At 56.9% G+C, this 22,486-nt stretch carries 20 protein-coding genes; 12 read left to right on the forward strand and 8 right to left on the reverse strand.

The window, feature by feature from the left end:
- Positions 1–101: 101 nt before the first annotated feature.
- A complete protein-coding gene (locus V6936_RS07075) occupies positions 102–587 on the reverse strand; it encodes an SgcJ/EcaC family oxidoreductase (protein ID WP_003801612.1) in 486 nt (161 codons plus the stop codon).
- A 290-nt stretch (positions 588–877) separates the two neighbouring features.
- Between V6936_RS07075 and V6936_RS07080 the strand changes: the two genes are divergently transcribed.
- The 7 genes from V6936_RS07080 (at position 878) to nhaA (ending at position 5,528) form a co-directional block, all read left to right on the forward strand.
- Positions 878–1,636 carry a M48 family metallopeptidase gene (locus V6936_RS07080; protein WP_039943293.1) on the forward strand — a complete coding sequence of 253 codons (759 nt, stop codon included), beginning with the start codon at positions 878–880 and terminating at the stop codon, positions 1,634–1,636.
- Positions 1,637–1,796: 160 nt separating this feature from the next.
- Positions 1,797–2,198 carry a YchJ family protein gene (locus V6936_RS07085; RefSeq protein ID WP_003801617.1) on the forward strand — a complete coding sequence of 134 codons (402 nt, stop codon included), beginning with the start codon at positions 1,797–1,799 and terminating at the stop codon, positions 2,196–2,198.
- On the forward strand, positions 2,195–2,665 hold the full coding sequence (locus V6936_RS07090; protein WP_059317847.1) for a GNAT family N-acetyltransferase: 471 nt from the start codon (positions 2,195–2,197) through the stop codon (positions 2,663–2,665). Before V6936_RS07085 ends, V6936_RS07090 begins: the two co-directional genes overlap by 4 nt.
- 36 nt (positions 2,666–2,701) lie before the next feature.
- Positions 2,702–3,220 carry a DedA family protein gene (locus V6936_RS07095; protein WP_131071486.1) on the forward strand — a complete coding sequence of 173 codons (519 nt, stop codon included), beginning with the start codon at positions 2,702–2,704 and terminating at the stop codon, positions 3,218–3,220.
- 6 nt (positions 3,221–3,226) lie between these two features.
- Positions 3,227–3,571: a DMT family transporter gene (locus V6936_RS07100; RefSeq protein ID WP_003801624.1), complete on the forward strand. Its 345-nt coding sequence runs from the start codon at positions 3,227–3,229 to the stop codon at positions 3,569–3,571.
- Positions 3,572–3,586: 15 nt separating this feature from the next.
- Positions 3,587–4,045, forward strand: coding sequence for a D-aminoacyl-tRNA deacylase (gene dtd, locus V6936_RS07105; protein WP_059317849.1), 459 nt, complete (start codon positions 3,587–3,589; stop codon positions 4,043–4,045).
- 118 nt (positions 4,046–4,163) lie between these two features.
- A complete protein-coding gene (gene nhaA / locus V6936_RS07110; protein WP_301607139.1) occupies positions 4,164–5,528 on the forward strand; it encodes a Na+/H+ antiporter NhaA in 1,365 nt (454 codons plus the stop codon).
- 51 nt (positions 5,529–5,579) lie between these two features.
- On the opposite strand, the gene cnbZ is transcribed toward nhaA, so the two are convergent.
- On the reverse strand, positions 5,580–6,341 hold the full coding sequence (cnbZ, locus tag V6936_RS07115; RefSeq protein WP_003801629.1) for a 2-amino-5-chloromuconate deaminase CnbZ: 762 nt from the start codon (positions 6,339–6,341) through the stop codon (positions 5,580–5,582).
- A gap of 151 nt (positions 6,342–6,492) precedes the next feature.
- Complete coding sequence (locus V6936_RS07120; RefSeq protein WP_003801631.1) at positions 6,493–6,861, reverse strand: NirD/YgiW/YdeI family stress tolerance protein; 369 nt, start codon at positions 6,859–6,861, stop codon at positions 6,493–6,495.
- 150 nt (positions 6,862–7,011) lie between these two features.
- Here V6936_RS07120 and mgtE point away from each other — a divergent pair, with 150 nt between their 5' ends.
- The 4 genes from mgtE (at position 7,012) to V6936_RS07140 (ending at position 13,252) form a co-directional block, all read left to right on the forward strand.
- The gene (mgtE, locus tag V6936_RS07125; RefSeq protein ID WP_059317851.1) at positions 7,012–8,352 is read left to right on the forward strand and encodes a magnesium transporter; all 1,341 of its coding nucleotides are present in this window, start codon (positions 7,012–7,014) and stop codon (positions 8,350–8,352) included.
- 161 nt (positions 8,353–8,513) lie between these two features.
- Complete coding sequence (locus V6936_RS07130; RefSeq protein ID WP_336579639.1) at positions 8,514–11,480, forward strand: MHYT domain-containing protein; 2,967 nt, start codon at positions 8,514–8,516, stop codon at positions 11,478–11,480.
- Positions 11,473–12,486, forward strand: coding sequence for an HD-GYP domain-containing protein (locus V6936_RS07135; protein WP_003801637.1), 1,014 nt, complete (start codon positions 11,473–11,475; stop codon positions 12,484–12,486). Before V6936_RS07130 ends, V6936_RS07135 begins: the two co-directional genes overlap by 8 nt.
- Positions 12,487–12,721: 235 nt before the next feature.
- Entirely contained in the window at positions 12,722–13,252 is a 531-nt protein-coding gene (locus tag V6936_RS07140) for a helix-turn-helix domain-containing protein (protein WP_003801641.1), read from the forward strand.
- Positions 13,253–13,261: 9 nt separating this feature from the next.
- On the opposite strand, the gene V6936_RS07145 is transcribed toward V6936_RS07140, so the two are convergent.
- The 5 genes from V6936_RS07145 to V6936_RS07165 form a co-directional block, all read right to left on the reverse strand.
- Entirely contained in the window at positions 13,262–13,678 is a 417-nt protein-coding gene (locus V6936_RS07145; protein WP_003801643.1) for a hypothetical protein, read from the reverse strand.
- Between the two features lie 13 nt (positions 13,679–13,691).
- Positions 13,692–14,804 (reverse strand): aminotransferase class V-fold PLP-dependent enzyme, encoded by a 1,113-nt coding sequence (locus V6936_RS07150; RefSeq protein WP_003801645.1) that lies wholly within the window; start codon positions 14,802–14,804, stop codon positions 13,692–13,694.
- A gap of 18 nt (positions 14,805–14,822) precedes the next feature.
- The gene (locus V6936_RS07155; protein ID WP_240209311.1) at positions 14,823–16,121 is read right to left on the reverse strand and encodes an MFS transporter; all 1,299 of its coding nucleotides are present in this window, start codon (positions 16,119–16,121) and stop codon (positions 14,823–14,825) included.
- A gap of 98 nt (positions 16,122–16,219) precedes the next feature.
- Positions 16,220–18,622 (reverse strand): mechanosensitive ion channel family protein, encoded by a 2,403-nt coding sequence (locus V6936_RS07160; protein WP_131071479.1) that lies wholly within the window; start codon positions 18,620–18,622, stop codon positions 16,220–16,222.
- Between the two features lie 39 nt (positions 18,623–18,661).
- On the reverse strand, positions 18,662–21,103 hold the full coding sequence (locus V6936_RS07165) for a DUF3772 domain-containing protein (RefSeq protein ID WP_059317857.1): 2,442 nt from the start codon (positions 21,101–21,103) through the stop codon (positions 18,662–18,664).
- 878 nt (positions 21,104–21,981) lie between these two features.
- On the opposite strand from V6936_RS07165, the gene V6936_RS07170 reads away from it, so the two are divergent.
- Positions 21,982–22,428: a carboxymuconolactone decarboxylase family protein gene (locus V6936_RS07170; protein WP_165477543.1), complete on the forward strand. Its 447-nt coding sequence runs from the start codon at positions 21,982–21,984 to the stop codon at positions 22,426–22,428.
- Positions 22,429–22,486 lie beyond the last annotated feature (58 nt).

Here is a 22,486-nt window from a genome sequence, read left to right on the forward strand (position 1 = left end):
CCTGCCGGGCTTGGCACCCAGTGCTCCTTCAAACCCCGCTCCCATCTGGTTCAGCGCCCATTCCGGCCCTGGCCGGAGGCACTGAAAACCTCATAAAAGCCTTATTTATCCCTTGGCACCAACGAGGAATGGTGACTGACAATTAACCACTGCTTGCCATCCCATTGGTAGGTATAGGTGTAGCGCGCTTTGACGTCCTCGCCGCTATTTCCCATATGGAAGGTATAGGAGCCCGAATCCACGGCCATGTTGCAGCCCAAGGTAATTTGCCTTTCGGTGACCTTACCCTGCGGTCGAGCGGCCAAGAAATGCTCAAAATAGTCTTCTTTCTCTGCGCGGCTGATACGGTTCACCCCAGACAAAGTTGGCAGCAAAATCGAACGCTCTGCGTAATTCTCAAGCACTTCCTCGGGCTGGCCGGTTTGCAGCGACGTGTTCCAGCGCTCAAACAAGGCGGCAACACTGGCCTCGTCAATCGGCGCGCAACGTTCACTGGTCTGGACAGCCGCATGCCGCTCCTGACGGGGTTGAGTCGTACAGGCCGTCAGTGCCACAACCCCTAGTAAGACTATGATTTTTTTACTCATTTACTTGTCCTCCCTGTCGTTTTTGTGAGTTTGATAGTAGCACTGCCCCCTGATAGGCAGCGTTTAAATTCACTCGGATCTGGCTCGCCGAAACTCAAGGAGGTCAAGGCCTGTCATGGTCAGGCCGATCCCCGTGGCCGGCATCACATCAGCCTGCCGGGTACGTTTCAGCGTCTCCTTTCCTTTGTGTAAGCACACCCGGAACAATGTTAAATATTGTTTTATAAGCCACTCCTTAGCCACCTCATCATTAAAATTCCGTCTCTTTGCATAAACAGAAGGGGAAGTTGATGATGTCTCGTATCGGAACATTGGCCGCAATGCTGGCCCTCGCTGGTCTGACAGCGGGCTGCCAAACCATGGACATGGGCGGCATGGTAGGCGCTGGCAGCAAGGCCGTGCAGGCATTCAGTCTGTCCGATCAGGAAGTGATCGCCTTGTCTGATCAATCTTGCCAACAAATGGACGCTGAACATAAAGTGGCCAGTGCCAACAGCAAGTACAACCAGCGCCTGCAACGTGTCGTCAAGCCGCTGACGAAACCGTTAAATGGCCAAACCCCGAGCTTCAAGGTCTACCAGACCCAGGAAGTCAACGCATGGGCCATGGCCAATGGCTGCATCCGCGTCTACGCGGGTCTGATGGACCAAATGAATGACGATGAACTGCGCGGCGTCATCGGCCACGAAATGGGCCACGTGGAACTGGGCCACAGCAAGAAAGCCATGCAAACAGCCTACAGCCTGTCCGCGGCTCGTGATGCGGCCGCCGCCACAGGCAACACCTTGGTGACTCAATTGAACGCCAGCCAGCTGGGCGAGCTGTCTGAAGCTTTTCTGAACGCACAGTTTTCCCAATCGCAAGAGTCCGATGCAGACGACTACTCGTTTGAACTGCTCAGCGAGCGCCAGCTCAAGACCCAAGGGCTGGTGACGGCATTTGAAAAACTGGCTGCCCTGGACGGCGGACAAAGCAGCGTCATGAGCTCTCACCCTGGCTCCAAGGAGCGTGCCCAACGTATGCAGCAGCGTATTGACGCAGCCCAATAAGCCGCTTTAAGGTGATCTGACATCTCGCCCTGACCCGTCCGCTTTTGCGGGCGGGTTTTTTGATACCGGGCTCCGTTACGTTTGGTCGCTGCCATTGCTCTAAAGCCACCGCTGCTTTCAGGTATGCTTGTGCCATTGTTCGATCTTGGCAGTAACGCCCTTGAAAAAGACTTCCTTTTCGAAAAACACCTGCCCTTGCGGCAACCCCAAACCCTACGAAACCTGCTGTGGTCCCTGGCACCAAGGCCCTCTCTATTTGCAAGCCCCGGATGCCGCTGCTTTGATGCGCTCGCGTTACAGCGCTTTCGTACGCGACGACCTGGACTACCTGCTGGCCACTTGGCATAGTTCCACCCGCCCGCACTCGCTTGAGCCCAATGCGGAAGGTTTGCAATGGCTGGGGCTGGAAGTGCGCCGTCATGAGCGCATTTCCGACACGCACGCTCTTGTGGAGTTTGTCGCCCGCAATCGGCTGCACGGACGGGCTAACCGTCTGCACGAGGTCAGCCGCTTTGTGCTGGAGCAGGGGCAATGGTTTTACGTGGACGGTGAGTTCTCATGAACCCGTCCCGCAAGCCGGGCCACCCACAGCAGGTACACGGGTCCAGCCTGCCCCTGTCGTTGCTCTTGCACGCCGACCCCAGCCCGCGTCTGATCGAGACATATCGACACACACCCCATGCCTGGCGTATCGACGATCAGGAGCACACGGCTGCGGCCGCCATTGTGCAGCCCCAGAATGCTCAGAGCTGGGAGTTGATGAATATCGCGGTAGCGCCGTCGCATCAGGGCCGGGGTCTGGGTGCGCAACTGTTATCGACTGTCATTGATTATGTACGTGCTCAGGGTGCCCATACGCTCACTGTTGCCACTGGGACCATCGGGTATCCGCTGTTTTTCTATCAGCGCGCCGGCTTTCGGGTCGTGGCGGTAGAACCTGATTACTTCCTACGCTATTACGACGAGGCTCTTTTTGAGGATGGTTTGCAGCACAAGGACCGTCTGATCCTGAGCCTTGCCTTGAAATAAAGAACGGCCTGTCGCTGTCACCTCTCCCTGATTGATATGCTGAGCACTTTAAGTAATTTTGCAGAGCAAGCCACGGCGCTGATCAGCGCCAACCCCCAATGGGTTGCCCCCGCCGTATTTGCCCTGTGTCTGATCGAATCCCTGCCCTTTTTGGCTTTGGTCATACCAGGCACCGCCATTCTTCTGTCCGTCGGCGCCTTGGTCGGTGCCGGTGAAATGAGCTTGCTGCCGGTTTGGTTATCCGTCACCTTGGGGGCTGGTGTGGGCAACGCCATCTCCTTTTACCTGGGCCAGCGTTACGGCGGCAACCTGTTCCATTTTGAATGGGCGCGCAAGCGTTTACATCTGTATGCCAAGGCACAAGCGTTTTTTGCCCGCTGGGGATGGTTTAGTATTGTGGCTTGCCGCTTTATCGGCCCCTTGCGCTCGACCGTGCCCCTGATTGCCGGCACCTGCTCCATGTCGCCCCTCAGCTTTCATATTTCTTCCTGGGCCTCGGCCGCGCTGTGGGCCAGTGTGCTGCTTTTGCCCGGCTGGCTCAGTTTTCAACCCTGATTTTCAATGACTCCCGCCAGCCTCGCCTACTTGCATTTGTGCTTCGCGATTATTTTTGAGATCATCGCGACCAGCTTGTTGCAGCGCTCTGAGCAATTCACCCGTCTGATGCCCAGCGCCTTTACCATTCTGTTTTACGCCGCTGCCTTTTATTTTCTGTCCCTAAGCCTGCGGGTAATGCCCGTGGGCGTGGCCTACGCCATCTGGAGCGGCGTCGGTATTGTGCTGATTTCCTTGATTGGCTGGGTGTTCTTTAAGCAGAAACTGGATTTGGCCGCTATGATTGGCATCGCCTTTATTGTGGTGGGCGTCTTGATCGTGAACCTGTTCTCTGAAACCGTCGGCCACTGATTTTACTGAAACACAATGATTGCCTTGATTCAACGAGTACGGCGGGCCCAGGTCGATATTGACGGCCAGACTGTCGCAAAAATCGGTGCCGGCATGGCGGTTCTGGTCTGTGCAGAGCACGGGGACACCAGTGAGCAGGCCGCGCGTTTGCTGGACAAACTACTGGCTCTACGCATCTTTTCAGATGAGCAGGGCAAGATGAACCTGAATCTGCTGCAAGCCGGGGGGCAACTGCTGCTGGTGAGCCAGTTCACCTTGGCCGCCGATACACGCAAAGGCAACCGCCCCGGTTTTAGCCGCGCCGCGCCACCGGCCATCAGCCAGCCGCTGTTCGATGAACTGGTGGCGATGGCTCGCGTGCGCGTGCCCGATACACAGTGCGGTGTGTTTGGCGCCGACATGCAGTTGAGCCTGATCAATGATGGCCCGGTCACCATTCCCTTGCATATCATCCCCGAGACCCGCCCAAGCTGACATTTGCCTTAAAGAAACTCCCTCCCTATAATTGCGCAGGGTGTTTTGCTGGCATGGTGCAGCAGGGCAGGTTAAATGCTTACGCAGGGTCGGGCCGCCTTGTGGAGAATTGCCGACCATGTCTCACCCCTCTTCCGGCGCGCCTTTACCGCGCGCCCATGTCCTGACCCGCCAACTACAGGCCCAACTTCAGCGTCTTTTGCACATTGAAGCCCTAGGCGGCGTCATCTTGCTGATGGCCGCCGCTGTCGCCCTGATCTGGGCCAACTCCCCGTTTGCTGACAGTTACTCGGCCTTATGGCATACCCAAATCACCCTGGAGCTGGGTAGCTGGCGTTTTTCGCAAGATCTGCATTTTTGGGTCAACGATATCTTAATGACCCTGTTCTTTCTAGTGGTCGGGATGGAGATCCGTCGTGAGATCCATGACGGGGCCTTGTCCGACTGGCGCTCGGCCATGCTGCCAATCTGCGCCGCCCTATCTGCCATCACCCTGCCCGCACTCATTTATGCGGCAATGAACCCCGAGCCGCAGGTTCTGATGGGCTGGGCTATTCCGACCGCCACCGATATTGCCTTTGCAGTAGGCGTATTGGCTCTGCTGGGTCGCTCCCTGCCCCCCAGCCTGCGCGTCTTTTTGCTGGCTCTGGCCATCATTGATGATCTGGTCGCCATTCTGATCATCGCCTTCTTCTACTCGGGTGGGCTGGACTACAGCGCTTTCCTGATCGCCGCCGTGGGCATTGCGGCAGTGCTGGGCTTACAGAAAATGGGAATAGGTTCGGCCTGGGCCTATGTGCTTCCTGGCGCCATTCTCTGGTTTGGGCTCTTGAAAACGGGTGCTCACCCCACGTTGGCCGGCGTTGTTCTAGGCATGATGAGCCCGGTGCGCACGCTGCCACTGCCGCGCAAGGCTCGCCATCTGAATCTGGAGCTGGCGACCAAGCTGGAGAGCCAGCATGACACACAGGAAATCATGCATACGCTGCAAAAAATGCAACTTGCTCAACGTGAGATCCTGCCCCCTGTGCAGCGTATTCCCGCGCTGCTGCATCCGTGGGTGGCCTTTATCATCATGCCGGTTTTCGCCCTGGCCAATGCCGGTGTCAGCCTGAACGGTTTAGACCTGAATGCAGCCGGTGCACATAGTGCTCTGTTTGGTGTGGCGATTGCCTTGATTGTGGGCAAGCCGCTGGGCGTCTTGCTGGGAACCTGGCTGCCTGTACGCTTGGGGCTATGCACTCTGCCAGCAGGCATGAGCTGGGCCGGCGTCACCCTGATTGGTTTGCTGGCCGGTATTGGCTTTACCATGTCGATCTTTGTTGCCAACCTCGCGTTTGCAGAGCCCGTTTTGCTGGATGCGGCCAAGCTGGGCGTGCTGTGCGGCTCCTTAGTCTCAGCCGTGCTGGGTCTGCTGTGGGGACTGATGGTACGTCGCCGTTATCAACGCTCAGCCGCTGAGCCGGTATACAGTCAGGCGTAAAACACACAGGCCCACGCAAGCGTGGGCCTGTCTGCAGCTTGATCAGGCAGCTTAATCAATCGTGAGAATTCGCTCATTCAAAATACGACGACAATCCATTTCGTATTCCAGATCCTTGACCGGAGGTCGTGCCAAGTGCCAGCCCAGACCATGATTGATCGCGCCGCGCTGGGCCAGCTCACTGGCCATGAAAGGATGCAGATTATGCACGGTGTAAGCATGAGTGGCCGTCGTATCGGCCCACTCATGACCCAGCACTTCCAGGCGACGCTCCATTTCATCGAGCACCCACTGGGCCTTTTTTAACAGGCCTTCGGGCGAGACGTCCTGATACGCCACAATGCTCTCTATGTAATCGTCCGGGGTTTCGGGAACCTCGCAACTGCCGGCGATCACAAAGGTGGCCTCTTCAATATCGGTTTCCACCGTGTAGCTGAAGGCATAAAAGCTGGGCTCGGCCGGAGCCCCCACCAAAGGCGACACATTGCTGCGCGCAACCGGATTATGTTTGCCTTTGAGCAAACCCCACTCTTTCAGGGTTTCCAGGTACAACTCATTGAATTTATTGAAGTCACTGTCGCTGACAGGCTCAGGCGAACGCAATTCACACGCGCACAAAGCCGTCAAAGGACGTTCTTCGGCTTCCAGCACGGCCTGAATCAAATCAAAACCCTCTTTCAGAGGGACGGGCGCGGAGAACACGACCCGACAGATCTCGTAGCCGGGCTGAGCGGCGACCCCGCCCGAAAAGCGATTCACGCCAGTCGGAATGAAGCGGTAGTTGCCTTTATCAAAATTAATTGCGGTGCTCATGGTGGTTCCTGGTCTTGTAGCGGACAAAATCGCCGTGTCCTGAACTTATCCTTTGAGTACAGGGGGCGAGAGCGGGCACTATAGCATCGCCGGCACCATAAAAAAGCCCGCGAACCGGGTCGGCGGGCTTTTTTACATTCAAGATACGCGTTTACCGAACGATAGTGATTGTCTTGACATCCACTTCATTGGTGCCAACGATGGCCTTGTCCATCTCGCCAACGATCTCGACGGTTGTGTTAGCATCCACCGGCTCTTGGGGGAAAATCTTGTCATCGATCTCGACCTGAATTTCGCCGGTTTCATCGGCAAAAAGATACGTTTCATCGGACAGTTTGCGCAGCAATTTGCCCCGCAAGGCGACCGGATCATCGTCCTTGGCGTTGTTCACAAGCTGTTCAACTTTAGTGAATGTTTTCTGGCTGGAGGGACCCACATATTGCGCTTGAGCCATTGGAATAACGGCTCCGCCCATCAATACCGTGATTGTCAGGGCTGTCAGTTTGGCCTTCATGTCCATAAGATGCTCCACTGGTTAACACTATTCGTATCCTAGCACCATTCTGGCCCAGGACAATCAATCCTGGCAGATCGTTACAAGAACCCCGCGCCCAACAGTCACCACGCCAAGCCACGACATTCCGTACTTGCACGTCCACTGGAGTATTGCATGCCCAAGCATCCATCTATTGACCTACTTGGCCCCCCCACTCCGATTGCCGATATTGTCCTGGCCTTGAACCAGCTCGAGCGCGGCCCCGCCCTGCTCGCTGCCCAGGAGCTGGACAATGAGCGACTGCAGGCTTTGCTGGAACGACCCGAACTGCGCTGGGCCAGCGCCATTGCGATGGAGCTGCGTCGGCCAGAACGCCTGCCTGTTCTGGAAACACTGGCTGAAGACCGCATGGCCGACCTGCTGCAAGACCTGGACCCGCAGGATCAGGAGCAGATTCTGAGCCGTTTGAGCCAGCCCACCCGTACCTCCGTCATGCGGCTGATGCACTACCCCGCCGATACGGCCGGCGGCATCATGACCACGGAGTTTCTACAGGTTCCCATGAGCTGGAACGTCGCCCAGACCCTACAGTACATCCGGGAGGTGGAAAGCACGCGCGAGACGGTCTATGCCATTTACGTCGTCAATGACAAGCAGCAGCTCCAATTTGTGGTGCCTTTGCGCAAGCTGGTGTGTGCTGCGCCCCAAGCGGCCCTGACCGATCTGTGGAGCGGTGACAGCCCCATCACGGTGCAGGCACTCACTGACAAGGAGGCTGTGGCCCAGCTTATTCGGCGACACGACTTTCTGGCTATTCCGGTGGTCGACGAGGCCCAGGTCATCATCGGCATTGTGACGGTAGATGATGTCATTGACGCCTTGATGGACGAAGCCGATGAGGACATGAACCGGTTTGGCGGCGCCGAGCATATAGGCAAACCCTATTTGCAGGCCGGCTTCAGCACCATGATCCGCAAGCGGGGGGGCTGGCTGGCCATTTTATTCCTGGGCGAAATGCTCACCGCCAGCGCCATGCAGTATTACGAAATACAGTTGGAAAAGGCTGTGGTGCTGGCCATGTTCATTCCCCTGATCATGAGTTCAGGAGGAAACTCCGGCTCGCAGGCCACGTCCTTGCTGATTCGTGGCCTGGCGCTCGGTGAGGTGCGGGTACGAGACTGGTGGCGTGTGCTATTGCGCGAGCTGCCGGTCGGTCTGGTGCTGGGCACCCTGCTTGGGGCCATCGGCTTTGTGCGTATTGAAGTCTGGCAACATCTGGGCTTGTACGATTACGGCGAACACTCCTTGCTGATTGCTTTTACGATCTGGCTGGCTCTGGTGGGCATTGTGACCTTTGGCTCCTGCATTGGCTCCATGCTGCCCTTTATCTTGCAACGCGTCGGTTTTGACCCGGCCAGCGCCTCGGCTCCCCTGGTTGCCACCTTGGTGGATGTGCTCGGGCTGGTCATTTACTTTTCAGTAGCGGCGCTGCTGCTGACCGGAACCTTGCTTTAAACATGAATATTTTTCGTCAATCCATGTAAAAAGCTGCACAGTAAGAGACAAACTCGATAACCTATCCGGGTTTCATCGTTACATTCCCTCTTGCTATGCAGAGGGAGCCTGACACATTTCGTCTAACTTGGCCCCGTGGGCCGCTTCGGACATCAGCACCTATGCGGATACTCGACCAGTTCTTCATCAGTGCGGACCCCATGGCTCCCTTGTTGGTTGGCAGCTATAACAGTGGCCTGGTCATCCTGTCCCTGCTGGTTGCCATCTTTTCGTCGGGCATGGCTCTGCATACCGCGCATATTGCCCGTATGGCCGATTTGCGTCTGCATCGCCAGATCGCCATTTGCACAGGCGCCATTGCCCTGGGCGGTGGCATCTGGACCATGCACTTTATCGGCATGCTGGCCTTCGAGCTCTGTACCAGCGTGCATTATGATCCGGCCATCACCATGTTGTCGGTGCTGCCCAGCGTAGGCGCGTCCTGGGTGGCCCTGCAGATTCTCTCGCAAGCCCGCGTCCAGCGCTCGCACCTGATTATCGGCGGGGTTCTGGTGGGGCTGGGCATCGGCACCATGCATTACAGCGGCATGGCCGCCATGCGCATGGCTCCCCTGCTGCGCTATGAACCCGTCACGTTCTTCCTGTCGATAGGCGTCGCAGTCATTCTGGCCACCCTGGCTTTGTGGATACGCTTTCGCCTGCACCGTACGCGCCTGACCTTGCTGCAGCGCGTGGTCATCAGTGGCATCGTCTTGGGGCTGGCCATCTCTGGCATGCACTACACCGGCATGGCGGCGGCCCGTTTTATCGGCCAGACTACCCCGCCCGATGACCTGATCATCTTCAACAGCACCTTTGCCTCCATGGTGCTGTCCACGTTCACCATTACCGTAACGGTGCTGGTGGCCGCCGCCAATGGCTTGCTGCGCTACCGTCAACTGTTCCTGAAAATGGAAGAGAGTGAATCGCATAACCGCGCGATTGTAGATACGGCCATTGACGGCATCATCACGATCAGCAGCAACGGCACCATTCTGGATTTCAACCATTCGGCAGAGCGTCTGTTTGGCTGGAAAGCGGGTGAAGTATTGGGGCGCAACGTCAATATGCTCATGCCCGAACCTGACCGCTCTCGCCATGACAGCTATTTGTCCAATTATCTGCGCAGCAATGACCCTAAAGTGATCGGCGTAGGCCGCGATGTCACCGGCTTGCGCAAGGATGGCAGCCTGATGCCCATGCGGCTGGCGGTGGGTCGGGTGCGCCAGCCGGGGGACCCCATTTTTGTCGGCTTTGTGACCGATATGAGCCGCTACAACGCCTTGACGGAATCCTTGCGTCAAAGCGCGGAGAAAGCCGAGCAGGCAGCCCAGGCCAAGAGCTCTTTCCTGGCCAATATGAGCCACGAAATAAGGACTCCGCTCAATGCGATTATTGGGTTTAGCGACTTGATGCTCAACGACGCGCTCACTGCCCAACAGAGCAAACACCTGAACATTATCAATCAGTCAGCGCGCTCCTTGCTGGCCTTGCTCAACGATATTCTGGACACCACCAAACTGGAGCGGGGCTCGGTCGAACTGGAACAGGTGGACTTTTCTCTGATCGACCTGTGCCAGCAGGTCGTCGCTTCTTTACGCTTGGCGGCCGATGCCAAGAACCTGGAGTTCCTTCTGAGCTGTGCGCCCGAGCTGCACCCTTTTTACAAGGGCGACCCGATGCGCATCCAGCAGGTGCTCAACAATCTGATCGGCAATGCCATCAAATTTACTCAAAGTGGTGCAGTGCGGGTCGAGGTCAACCCCGAGCCCGGACGCAATACAGTCTCCATCCGTGTCACCGACACCGGCATCGGCATGAGTCCTGAGCAGTTGCGTCATGTATTTACCCCTTTCACTCAGGCCGACGTTTCCATCAGCCGTCGCTTTGGTGGAACGGGCCTGGGCGTGTCCATCGCCCGCCAGTTGGTAGACCTGATGGGCGGCACGCTGGAGGTACAAAGCACCCTGGGTGTGGGCAGCGTCTTTGAAGTCCGCATCCCCCTGGAGCCGGGCAACGAACCCCGCCCGAGCCCGGAAAACCAAGCCGTGCCCCACCTGCCCCCTCTGCGAATTCTGGTAGCCGATGACATCAACCTTAATCAGGAACTGCTGACCCTGACGCTTGAACAGCACGGCCATTCGGTCACCGCCACCGACAGCGGCCACAAGGTGCTGGAGCTGCTGGACAAAGAAGACTTTGACGTCGTTTTACTAGACGTTCACATGCCTGAACTGGACGGACTGGAGACCGCCCGTCGATGGCGCGAACAGGAACGTCGTGAAGCACGCCTGCCTTTACCGCTGATTGCGCTGACAGCCAGTGTCATGGAGTCCGATCGCCACGCTGCACAGGAAGCCGGCATCAACGGCTTTGCCACCAAACCGCTGGACCTGCCTGCCTTGATGCAGGAAATTGCACGAGTCATGGGCCTGGCCACAACCAGCTCACCAGACGACAGCGTCGAGCCCCAGAAAAGCGGCCTGATCGACTGGGACCTGGGTCTGAGCCTGTGGGGCTCGCCAGTGCGTTTGCGCCGTGCGCTGCTTAGTTTCTTGTCGGATCTGCATACCCGCTACCCACTCGATGAGATCAAACAGGCTTCACCAAACTGGGAAGTTGTCTTGGGCAGTCTGCATGGTATTCGCGGCACGGCAGGCAATCTGGGCCTGCCACAGGTTTCCTTACTGAGCGCCGAGCTGGAAGAAAAAATCCGTCGTGGCCAGACGCGCCAGATGCGCGGACGCATCGAGCAGTTGCAAGACATGTTCAACCGCATTGCCCAGGAGCTCAGCCACCATGGTCCACCGGCCCCCTATACAGATTCACAAGCAGGCGTGGTACACAGCCCCGACGTGGTGTTGAATTACCTGCACATTCTGCATAGCAGCGTGCAACTCAATGAGCTCGATGAGCCTGCCTTGCAGGCGATCTGTCAGTACCTGGAAAGTACCGGACAAAGCGAGACGCTGAATAATCTGAATAAAACCATTGATTTGTTTGACTTTGTGCAGGCAAGCAGCATCTTGACTGCGCTAATCACGGAATTGAGTGCCAGCCTGGCCAAGGATCCGCCACGCCATGAATGAATTTAGCTCGCCACGCCAGACACTGTTGCTCATTGATGACGAGCCGGCCAATCTGCAGATTCTGCGCCACACCCTGCAGCAGGACTTCCGCCTGCTCTTTGCCAAAGAAGGCGCCAAGGCGCTGGAACTGGCTCAACGCGATGTGCCCGACCTGATTTTGCTCGATATCATGATGCCGCAGCTCTCGGGCTACGACGTGTGTCGGACCTTGAAAGCCGACCCCAGAACCCGCCATATACCCATTATCTTTGTCACGGCACTCTCGCAACCCCACGATGAGCAAATGGGCCTGGACCTGGGCGCAGTGGACTATATCTCCAAGCCCTTTAACCCGGCCATTCTCAAAGCACGCATACGCAATCACCTGTCCCTGGTACAGATGCAGGAGCTACGCGACAGCCGTCTGCAAATCATTCGTTGTCTGGGTACGGCCGCCGAGTACAAAGACAACGAAGTTGGCCGGCATGTGATCCGCATGAGCCATTACACCCGCATTCTGGCCCACTGGCTGGGGTATTCCAACGAAGCGGCCGACGAGATGCTGCATGCTGCGCCCATGCACGATATAGGCAAAATCGGCATCCCTGATTCCATTTTGCAAAAACCGGGCAAACTGACCCCCGAAGAATGGGACATCATGCGCACGCATACCCTGATTGGCGCGCGCATTATCGGCCAGCATTCACATGGTCTGCTCAAGCTGGCTCGCACTATTGCCCTGTATCATCACGAAAAATGGGATGGCAGCGGCTACCCCTACGGCTTGAAAGGCGAGAACATTCCCCTGCCTGCCCGCATCGTGGCTGTTGCAGATGTATTTGATGCACTGGCCAGCGAGCGGCCCTATAAAAAAGCCTGGAGTGTGGAGACATGCGTCAGCTATCTGCGTGAGCAGTCCGGTCAGCACTTTGATCCTCAACTGATTGCGCTGCTGGATAAGTGCCTGCCCGAAATGCTGCACATCAAAGAAAAATGGGCGGATGAACCGCAGCACACCACACCCTAGAACACCCAGCCCTCACTAACACGACCCTGACACCCTGGGCACCAGGCCACCGACCTTCTCTGACGTGAAATCCAACGTGCGTGCCCGGACAGGTAACGACGAGCAAAAGCGCGCCGACTAGGTCTGTACCGGATATCAGCGATAGCCTGCACGCCGACAGCCCCGAACTGTCGGCGCCTCAGCTTGGCGAGCTTGTCTTACAATACCGTCTTTCTCACCTATCGCTCGCTTTTCCATGGCCGCATTGCGTATTCGCCAGGTCCGACTTCACAAAAAACTGTCATTGCGCAAGCTGGCCGAGCTGGCGCAAGTCTCCCCTGGCCTGATCAGCCAGGTAGAGCGAGGTCTGACCCAACCCAGCCTGGACACCTTGCGCCAAATCGCCCGCGCACTGGATACGCCCCTGTTTTCCCTCCTGGAAGACGATGTGGAACAAGTGGCCGTGGTGCGTAAGAACGAACGCATGAGCATTCAGTCCGCCTCTGGCGTGCAATACCAGCGGGTGTCGCCGGGCTTTGGCAGTATTGAAATGCTGGCGGGCTTTTTACCGCCGGGCGGCAGCTCGGTTGGGCAGCGCTGGAGCCACCCTGCCGAAGAATGTGTGCTGGTCACCGAAGGCCAGTTACTGGTTGATGTCGGGGATGATCAACACTGCTTGCAAACAGGCGATAGCTGTTACTTCAATTCCAGTCTGCCTCACGCCTATCGCAATCCTTACGAGCAGGATGTGCGTTTTATTGTAGCGATCACCCCGCCCAGCTATTGAGCGCGAGGATCAGCCCCCGCGGTGCAACTGGGCCTGGATCAGATCCAGTTCGGTTTCGTGGCAACGCTGCAAACGCAACCACCGATTTTCATCCATATCCGTAGCGCGTGTGGCCAGCAGGATCAAGATGCAGGTCTGCTCATCCAGCGCCTGCACCATGGCGCTGATGCGCGGCGTACGTTGTATCGCGCTGCCCACCCAATAGCGGATCAGGCCTTGCTCAGCAAGAACCTCGACGCTGACGTGCGTCTGCCCACCATCAAACAAGGAAGTGCCCACCACCAGCCCAGGCCCCACACCTTGCGTATTCAAGCATCCTAAAGACCAGCGCCCCAATGCATCCAGATCGGCCATATAGTCCATTACGACCTTGGCTGATCGCTCGATACGACGGCTGGCCTGATGCGCCCAAGTTTGACTATCCATAGCCCTTCCTCCTTTACCAGCCGGCTTGCAAGGTGTCGCACAAGCGCAGCACATCCTGCTCGGTGCAGACATTGCCGGGGGACAGGCGCAAAACGCCATCACGCTGATCGCAATACAGTTCCTGCTCGCGCAACCGATCAACCATGGCCTGCGCACGCTGGGCACTGCTGGCACGCAACATGATGCTGCCGCCACGTTCACTTTCGGCCAAAGGCGTCAGCACCGGCCACTTGGCCTTGGCGGCGCGATCCAGCAAGATAGCCGTCAATGCCCGGTTTTGTTCCAGCAATTTTTCCACGCCGGTTTCCAGCACGAAACGCAGGCCGGGTAACGAGGCAATACTGCCCAAAACAGCCGGTGTGCCATGGTCGAAACGACGCGCACCGTCAGCATAGCTGAACTGGTCCAGATTCCAGTTAAAGGGATTTTCCTGGCTGAACCAGCCACGAAACTCGGGCTCGCACTGCTCGATCAAATCCGCACGCACGTGCAAAAGGCTGGCTCCCGACACACCACAAGCCCACTTCAAGGAAGCAGACAAGGTAAAGGCGACGCCTTCATGCACGGTAAACGGCACCAGACCTGCCGCTTGCGTCAAATCCAGCGCCATCAGGCTGCCATGCTCTGTCGCACACTGCGCCATACGGTCCACATTGACGCGGTGCGAGGAGGTAGAGCTGACCCAGGTCACCAGGGCCAGGCCCACGTTGTCATCCCAGGCATGGATGAAATCATCATCGGTCACATAGGACAGACCGGCGCTCAAAGGCACGGTGCGCAAGGTGAAACCCAGACGCAGGGCCAGCTTTTGCAGCAGGAAATGCAGGCTGGGAAAGCAATCGGCCGCCACCAGCACAGTACGTCCTTTCAGCACGTGCGCTGGCAAGGAGCCCAGAATGCTGTACAGGCCGCCGGTCACGTTTTCACTAAGCGCAATATCGTTGGAGTCAGCGCCAATCAGGCTGGCCCAGGCATCCATGAAAGCCTGTTTCTGGCCCAAGGCGTAGCCCCACTGCGCATCATCCGGTGCCGACCAGACCTGACTGAACTGATCCAGCTCGGCACGCATGGCGGCTTCCTTGCCCTCGAACATACCAATGGAGTGATACAAAAAATACCCAGACATCGTTTACATCCTTGAAAATCAATCAGCCAATTGGCGACCCGAGGTTTCTTGCACCGTGCTCAAGGCAACCATCCCGATCAATGCCACCACCATCACATAGAACGCAGGTGCCATGCTCGAACCAGTCAGACCTGTCAGCCAGGAGGCGACAAAAGGGGCCGTCGCTCCACCCAGAATGGTGGCGATGTTAAAGCCCAGCGACACACCGCTGTAGCGCACTCGTGTAGGAAACAATTCGGCATACAGGGGGTAACCCACGGCCTGGACCACAATGAACGGCAGAATAGACACGGCCACCGCAATGACGGCCAGCGGGAAGCTGCCCCAGGAGGCCACCCACATCGTCAAGGGAACCAGCACCAGATAACCGAGCAGGCCAATCGTCAGCAAGGGCTTGCGACCGAAACGGTCAGACAGGCCGCCGGCAAAAGGCATGATGAAGGCCGAGCACAAGGTGACCAGGGAAATCAGCCAGAACACCGCGGTGCCGTCGTATTTCAGGGTATGGATCAAATGGGTGCTCAGATACACCACGCCAACATAGCCGGCCGCATTCTGGGCAAAGCCAATGGCGATCACCTGCAATAAGGGGCGACGGTAATCACGCACAATCAGGGACAAGGGCGAATGCTCAGGGTGATGGCGCTTGAGCATCTCTTTAAATCGCGGTGAATCCTCAATACGCGAGCGAGCCCAGACACACAACACGATCAGGGGAATGGACAACAAAAAGGGGATCCGCCAGCCCCACTCCAGCATGGCGTCCTTGCCGACGATACTGGTGACCAGGCCCGCCACCCCCGTAGCCAGGGACAGACCCAGAGTCGCCGCGGCCGGATTGAATGCGCCGAAAAAACCGCGTTTGCCCACTGGCGAGCATTCCGCCACATAGGTGGCGGCCCCGGTAATCTCTCCCCCGGCAAAAAAACCCTGCAGTAAACGGCACAACAGCAACAAGGCGGGAGCAGCCAGCCCCAAGGTGGCATAGGTCGGCAGCATGCCCATCAAGGCGCTGGCGACCCCAATGCCCACAATTGTGAACATCAGAGCAGCGGTACGGCCATGCTTGTCACCAAACCAGCCAAAAAAGATGCCCCCCAAGGGGCGGGCCAGAAAGGCGCCGCCAAATACGGCCAGCGTGGACAGCAAAGCAGCGCTTTCATTACCCGTCTGGAAAAACAGCACGCTAAGCGTCACGGCCAGCACGCCATAGAGCTGAAAATCGTAGTATTCGATCATGGTGCCCAAGCCGGCTGCACTGGCAGCACGCCAGGGCGAAACGGGGGCCGTACCCTGAAGGGGCTGTTGCTTACTCATGTCTCATCCATCCTGATGCGCGTCACGCGCTTTTTTGTTTAGTGTGGCTAAACAAATTATACGGATGAATATTTCAGCTTTCAATCACTGGGAAAACCCTAGAAATCTGGCTCTTGCGCCCTGTCTTTATCCATGGCCTGTTGCACCCAGCGTTGTGCAGGGTGCAAGGTAATGCCCTGCTGGCGCAGGCGACGCAAGATCTCCAGCATCAGGTTGCTCCGGACCCGGCGCTGTACCCGCATGCTGTTGATGAAACAGCGCATGCTAAAAGCCAAACCATCGCCAAAAATCCCGTCACACGACAGGACGGGGGCCGGCTCGTCCAGAATTTCCGGTTCGGACATGACGGCTTCACGCAGAATCTGCATGATGGCATCCGCATCCACATCCAGCGGGAACAGCAGCCGGGACTCAATCGCCCCCAGGGAGCTAGGGGTGTAGGTCAGATTGCGAACCTGCTGACCCATCATCTGAGAGTTGGGAACCATCACCATCGTGCGATCAAAACGTTCCACATAGGTGGCCCGCAGGCGAATCTGGCGCACATTGCCTTCACTGCCCTGTACTTCCACCCAATCCCCCACTTTCACGGGGCGCTCGACCATCAGCATCAGACCCGACGCGATATTTTGCACAATGCCGCGCAAACCAAAACCCAGGCCCACCGTCAGGGCGGTGAAAACCCAGGTTACGGACTCAATCGGCACCCCCAGCATAGACAGGCAGATCACCAGCAGAACAAAATAGGCGATATATCCCACCACACCGACAATCGCATTTTGCAGGCCGGGCTCCAGCGTGGTGTTAGGCATGTAGCGCTGACGCAGCCAGACCCGCAAGCAGTGGATCAAGACCGCACCCACCAACATGACGCCCAAGGCAATCAGCCACAAATCCAGGCGCCACTGCACAGCGCCCAGTCGCAGGACATCGCGTGAAACGCCCAGGCCGGACTCCAGCATCTGTTTGGGTTCGTTCAACCAGTCCCCACTACCCATCCAGATGGCCAGACCCAGCACGGTCATACGCGCGAGCGCAAAGAAGACCACAACGAGCTGGCTTTGCACGCGAATCGGCGCCGCTTCCGGGTCACGACTGCGATTGCGCAGATAGGCCAGCAAGGAATCGGACATGTCCTGCAAACAGACCATGAACACATAGGCAAGCAGACCCAACACCAGCGGCATCGTCATGAAATGAGTCATCAAATCATCAGACAGGACTTGCCAGCCGCCAATAAACAAGCCCAAGACCAGAACATAAACCACGACAGCGCCTTTAAAGGCCAGACGTGCCCAACTGCGCCCCGTGCGAACCGCGCTTTGCCCCTGTATCTCGGTACGATCAAACAGCTCATCGCGCATGACCCACAAGCCATAGGCATACAACAGCAGATAGAGCACACTGCTCACCCCATCGAGCAGGGCCTGAAACGCATCCGACACGCCGATGGAACCGCGAAAGAAGCTCTCCGCCACATCCAGATAGGCGACCAGAAAAAAAGCGTAGGCAAAATAACGCAAGCGACCTTGGGTTTGGGCCGACACGGGTATCAAGCGCCAGGAAGAGCGAGGCTGTATGACAATGCCCTTGATCGATGCCAGCACCACCGCGGCAAGCCATGCCGCCAAGTTGAGATAGGCCAGCAGTTCATACTGTATGGTCGACAGGCCAGGCCGCTCCATCACCAACTCGACCAGTTGATCGACCAGAACCCAGCTGAGAATAAACCACAGAAAAAAATTGACGATCGTCAGACTGGATCGACGTAAACGTCCGGCTGGCAGGTAACGACTGATCCAAATGGGCGTCATGCGAAACAGGACCATCCCCAGCATCAAAACAGCAGCCACCAGCCACAAGGAGGCGCTGCTTTGCTGCCAACTGCTGTTTTTCCAGGTTTGCCGCCACTGCCCGGCCAGATCGGACAGCTTCTGACGATCCTCGGGCCAAGCCGCCCTTAGCTCGGGCAAACTTTCCAGCAAAACCAAGGAGGGACTGCGTTGCCAGCGTTTTTCTTTGGCATAACGAGCTGTCGCCTCATGCAGCAACTGACGGGTCTGTTGAGACTCCAACTGCACCAGGCGGGCGACACGCAAGTCCGCGCGCAAGGCGGCATCCGCACGTCGCAGGCGCATACGCTCATTGTGCAGTGTGAGTTGATCGGCCTCATCGCCGGCGTCCTCGCCCAACTCCTGAAGACGGGCCTGCAACAAGCGACTGCGCCGCTCCAGCGATTGCACCACGCGGCTGGACAAGTCCTGCGTTCGCTGCAGTTTCTGATCCTGCTCATAACTGCGCTCAGGTCGTATCGAGGCCTGATTGCCTTCCAGGCCATACTGCATCAGGCGCAGCTCGTCCTGGGCCTGCTGCAACTCGCGCATCATCTGACGCTCTTGCTCGGACTCGGACAGGGCTTGCGCCTGGACCATCGGCACCCAGCCCACCATCAAGCTCAGCAAAACGAGCAAGACCTGCGCACATCGTCGTAGCGGCTTCATGGCTTTTGCCTCCCGGGGACCGATCTGTTTTTTTAACGTTCAATTATTGAACAAGGGATTGCCGCCCTCGGTCTGGCTGGCCACCGGCAGGGTCGGCAATACCGTCATGGTTTGAGTGTGATGCAGCGCCAGACCTTCTTTTCGCAACCCATCCAAAATGTCGAACATCAGGACGCTGCGCACCCGGCCACTGACACGCGGCGAGGATACATAACAAGTGGCGGTGAACTGCAAACCGTTGGCATCAAATCCGTCCAGCGTCACTTCTGGCGCAGGATCGGCCAACACATCGCTGTAATTCTGCATCACCTCCAGCATGATAGAACGCACCCGTTTAGCGTCTGTGTCAATGGGCATATTGATCTTGACCTTCACCACACCCAAGGGGTTGCTCAAGGTCACATTGCGCACGGTCTTGGTGATGAACTCCGAGTTCGGCACAATCAGGGTCGAGCGGTCGAACATCTCAATTTCCGTGGCCCGCGCATTGATCTTGCGCACATTGCCCTCCACGCCGTTCAAACTGACCCAATCGCCAATCTTGATGGGACGTTCAGCCAGCAGGATCAACCCCGACACGAAGTTCTGCACGACTGCCTGCAGGCCAAAACCAATCCCCACCGACAAGGCAGAGATCACCCAAGCCATCCGCTCCAGGCCAATGCCCAAGGAAGAAATGGCCGTGGCCACCACCACAAAATAGCCCACATAGCTGAACAGATTCGCGGTCGAGACCCGCATTCCAGGGTCAATACGGGTGGCAGGCAAAAGCTGGTTAGCTACCCAGCGCTGCAGGGCTTTGACAAACAACACACCCAATACCAGAATCATCCCGGCCAGCAGCACGGAACTGGGCTTGAGCTGAACCTGCCCCAACGAAAAACCCGTGACCAAAAAGCCCAAACGGCGTTGCAGCCACTGCGTGGGGTCTTCGCCAAACGGTAGCAATACAAGGGTAACGGCCATAATGATCAGGCACAGGCGCAGCGCCCCCGACAGAACAATCACGATCTGGCTGCTGCCCCGCACCTGGGCGCTGGTCCACTCGTTGGAGGCCCGCTTTTCCTTGAACTGCAGCAACAGGCTCTGGCCAATATCGGCAATCAGCGCCACCAGCACATAGCAGGTACAAATGACCAGACTCAGCCACAGGACTTCCTGCACAATCAGACTGCTCAACGCGATGTACCCGAGCAAGAAGGCGATCATTCCCAGCCCGATCACCACTCCCAGAGTGATGGGAATGGCACGCAGCCAGGTCGACCCTTGTTGTACCGGGACGGTTTTCTGCGGGTCGTCACCCTCTTGAGGCACAGGGGGCTTTTCGCGCCCTTGACTCAAATTCCAGGCGGCGATGGCAATAAAAATGCTCAGGGTCAGCGTATTGAAGCTGTTGACCAGCAAGGTGGTACTCAGCGTCGCATTGACCAGCCCCAACAATTGCTGTGACATCCAGGTCAGGGCCACCATTACGCCCAGCGCAAGCGGCAGCCAGGCCAGTTTCAGCGCCACATTGCTGGGGATCGGAGGCAAGCGCCAGCTAGGCCGCTGTGCGGACAGCAGCACCCGCCCCATGCCGGTCACGAAGCCGCCCAGATACAGGGCAAACACCGATTTGGACACGAAGCTGGACAAGTCGGGAGCCAGATTTCCGTTCCAATAAAACAGGCCCGCCGCCAAGGAGGCCAGAACCCCGGGCACCAGGCTATAGAGCACAATCAGGGCCGCAGCGTAGAAAGAACGCCGCAAACGTGAGGGTTTGGTATGGCTGATGGTAAAGCGCTCCAGCCCGCGCACCGCCCAGACCGCCAGACCCAGCCAAACCAGCGCCAGGCCTGCTGCTGACCACAGCACATACGTGGGCAAGTCCAAGAGCCGTTGTGCCAGATCCTTGCGCATGCGATCGACCCGGGCCAGATCGCCGGGCAGGTCGCGCGACACATTGCTCCAGAAACGCGGCGTCAAAACCGACTGTGACTGCAGGCCCAGCTCGGCCTGAAAGATCGCCCGACGCTGCTTGGACACCAAATCCAGCCCTTGGGTGGTTTCTACGCCGATCAGGCGGGCCAGCTTGATCATGCCATCCAGCTCGGTGACCGACTGCTGCAGCTGCGCCCGCTGGCGTGCGATGTCATCGGACTCGCCCGCCGGGTCGTCCACCGGCCCCAACTGATTCAAACGGGCCGTCACACTGAGCAGTTCAGGCTCCAGCCGCACGCTCATTTCCTGGGCCTGTTCCTGTGCCGCCAGCAACTGATTGCGCAAGGCGACCAGATCAGAATCTCCCAAGCCGTCCTTTTTCTGCAAACGCTGCTGCACCGTTTGCAGCGTGTCCCGCAATTCATTCAGGGATTCACTGGCCTGTGCAGGCGTCCAGGCCGCAGTCTCGGCTGCTGCAGGGATAGGGGTAACAGCCAGCACCACGGCCAGCAGCCACAAGGCCAAAAAGGCACACAGGCGCGAACAGCGAAAAGCGCGCATTAATAAAACTCCGGCTAAACAATCAGGCCACGCCCCGACAGGGATACGGGCAGCACAAACATGCACAGAATACCGAAAGAATCATCCTCTTGGCACAAAACACAGAAGGGACAAACGAAAAATCCCTCTCTCTCAACCGGCTCAGATCGCCTTGCACTGCATGCCCTACCCATTCTGCCACGGTCAACTTCGAGTCGCCCCGGACAACAGACCGCTCAGTACGCGCAACCAAGCTCAAAAAACCACCCTTAAAACCAAGCGCAAAAAATATGAAACCCAAAAAAATAATCAAGGAAAATTAAAAAAACAAAACCCCCATAAAAAAAGAACTATCAACAATCATTATTTTGATTAAAAACCAAGTTATTCTTCTAGCATTTCTTAACTATAAGACGGCAAGAAAAAACACAGGACACAAGGAAACAGGCAATTAGATAGCAAACAGCAAAACGAAGATTAAAAAATTAGCCCTTAAATAATCAGGAAATGTGAAATAATTTTCTTAAACACAAAGAAAGAAATCATTGCGCCCCCTCTCGAACACAGCAACGCAACCAAAATGACATTCATCGTGTTTTTTAAGACCGTCACTTAGCCTCACTCTTTTATCTGCGGTGGCAGACCGCTTCGGGAGTTGGGGGACACTGAATAATGTCGATATCACCTGGGGCGGAATGAACCGGTTCCATCCAGATGTCGCGACCCTGACTGCCTGGCTTCTCTTAAGCGCCATTCTCACGCCAAGCTGCTCAGCCAGCACCTTTCTGTTACGGCAACTCGAAAACTACCGAACCTGCCCTGACGATAGTAAAACCCAAGGCTAAAACCGGCGTATTCACATGCTCGCCCCGACCCTTTTCCCACTGACAGGAGATCCCGTGTCTAAGACTCGACTTAACCCATCTAATTTGTCCCCCAACATCTACAAGACCCTCGTCAAGTACGACGCCCAGATCTACAGCGAGACTACGCTGAACAAAGAGTTGATCGAGCTGATCAAGGTCAGAATCTCGCAACTGAACGGTTGCGCATTTTGCATTGATGTCCATAGCAAACATGCACTGAGTCTAGGCATTTCCGAACGAAAACTCCTGCTTTTAAATGCCTGGAAAGAAGCCCCCCTGTTCACCGAGCAGGAGCAGGCGGCGCTGCGCTGGGCTGAGCAAGTGACTTTTATTCAGAATCTGGACGATAAGCAGACGCCACTGCATGAACTCAAGGCCCACTTCAATGACAAGGAAATCGTCGATCTGACGTATCTGGTCGGTTTGATCAACGTCTGGAACCGCTTGGCTATCAGCATGAACTACGAAATCAGCCTCTAACTAACGGAGCATTTTCCATACGCGACGCTGTGCTAGCACCTGGCGACCGTATTTCCAA

The sequence above is a fragment of the Alcaligenes sp. CHO6 genome (assembly GCF_037120595.1).
Classification (GTDB): domain Bacteria; phylum Pseudomonadota; class Gammaproteobacteria; order Burkholderiales; family Burkholderiaceae_B; genus Alcaligenes; species Alcaligenes ammonioxydans.

Bases quoted from the DNA above. Each gene is read 5' to 3' on its own strand.
- V6936_RS07145 (WP_003801643.1), bottom strand. From the start codon at position 13,678: ATGGATAGTCAAACTTGGGCGCATCAGGCCAGCCGTCGTATCGAGCGA.
- V6936_RS07075 (WP_003801612.1), bottom strand. From the start codon at position 587: ATGAGTAAAAAAATCATAGTCTTACTAGGGGTTGTGGCACTGACGGCC.
- V6936_RS07155 (WP_240209311.1), bottom strand. From the start codon at position 16,121: ATGAGTAAGCAACAGCCCCTTCAGGGTACGGCCCCCGTTTCGCCCTGG.
- V6936_RS07120 (WP_003801631.1), bottom strand. From the start codon at position 6,861: ATGGACATGAAGGCCAAACTGACAGCCCTGACAATCACGGTATTGATG.
- cnbZ (WP_003801629.1), bottom strand. From the start codon at position 6,341: ATGAGCACCGCAATTAATTTTGATAAAGGCAACTACCGCTTCATTCCG.
- V6936_RS07095 (WP_131071486.1), top strand. From the start codon at position 2,702: ATGCTGAGCACTTTAAGTAATTTTGCAGAGCAAGCCACGGCGCTGATC.
- V6936_RS07165 (WP_059317857.1), bottom strand. From the start codon at position 21,103: ATGCGCGCTTTTCGCTGTTCGCGCCTGTGTGCCTTTTTGGCCTTGTGG.
- V6936_RS07100 (WP_003801624.1), top strand. From the start codon at position 3,227: ATGACTCCCGCCAGCCTCGCCTACTTGCATTTGTGCTTCGCGATTATT.
- V6936_RS07135 (WP_003801637.1), top strand. From the start codon at position 11,473: ATGAATGAATTTAGCTCGCCACGCCAGACACTGTTGCTCATTGATGAC.
- V6936_RS07150 (WP_003801645.1), bottom strand. From the start codon at position 14,804: ATGTCTGGGTATTTTTTGTATCACTCCATTGGTATGTTCGAGGGCAAG.
- mgtE (WP_059317851.1), top strand. From the start codon at position 7,012: ATGCCCAAGCATCCATCTATTGACCTACTTGGCCCCCCCACTCCGATT.
- V6936_RS07140 (WP_003801641.1), top strand. From the start codon at position 12,722: ATGGCCGCATTGCGTATTCGCCAGGTCCGACTTCACAAAAAACTGTCA.
- nhaA (WP_301607139.1), top strand. From the start codon at position 4,164: ATGTCTCACCCCTCTTCCGGCGCGCCTTTACCGCGCGCCCATGTCCTG.
- V6936_RS07090 (WP_059317847.1), top strand. From the start codon at position 2,195: ATGAACCCGTCCCGCAAGCCGGGCCACCCACAGCAGGTACACGGGTCC.
- V6936_RS07130 (WP_336579639.1), top strand. From the start codon at position 8,514: ATGCGGATACTCGACCAGTTCTTCATCAGTGCGGACCCCATGGCTCCC.
- V6936_RS07160 (WP_131071479.1), bottom strand. From the start codon at position 18,622: ATGAAGCCGCTACGACGATGTGCGCAGGTCTTGCTCGTTTTGCTGAGC.
- V6936_RS07080 (WP_039943293.1), top strand. From the start codon at position 878: ATGATGTCTCGTATCGGAACATTGGCCGCAATGCTGGCCCTCGCTGGT.
- dtd (WP_059317849.1), top strand. From the start codon at position 3,587: ATGATTGCCTTGATTCAACGAGTACGGCGGGCCCAGGTCGATATTGAC.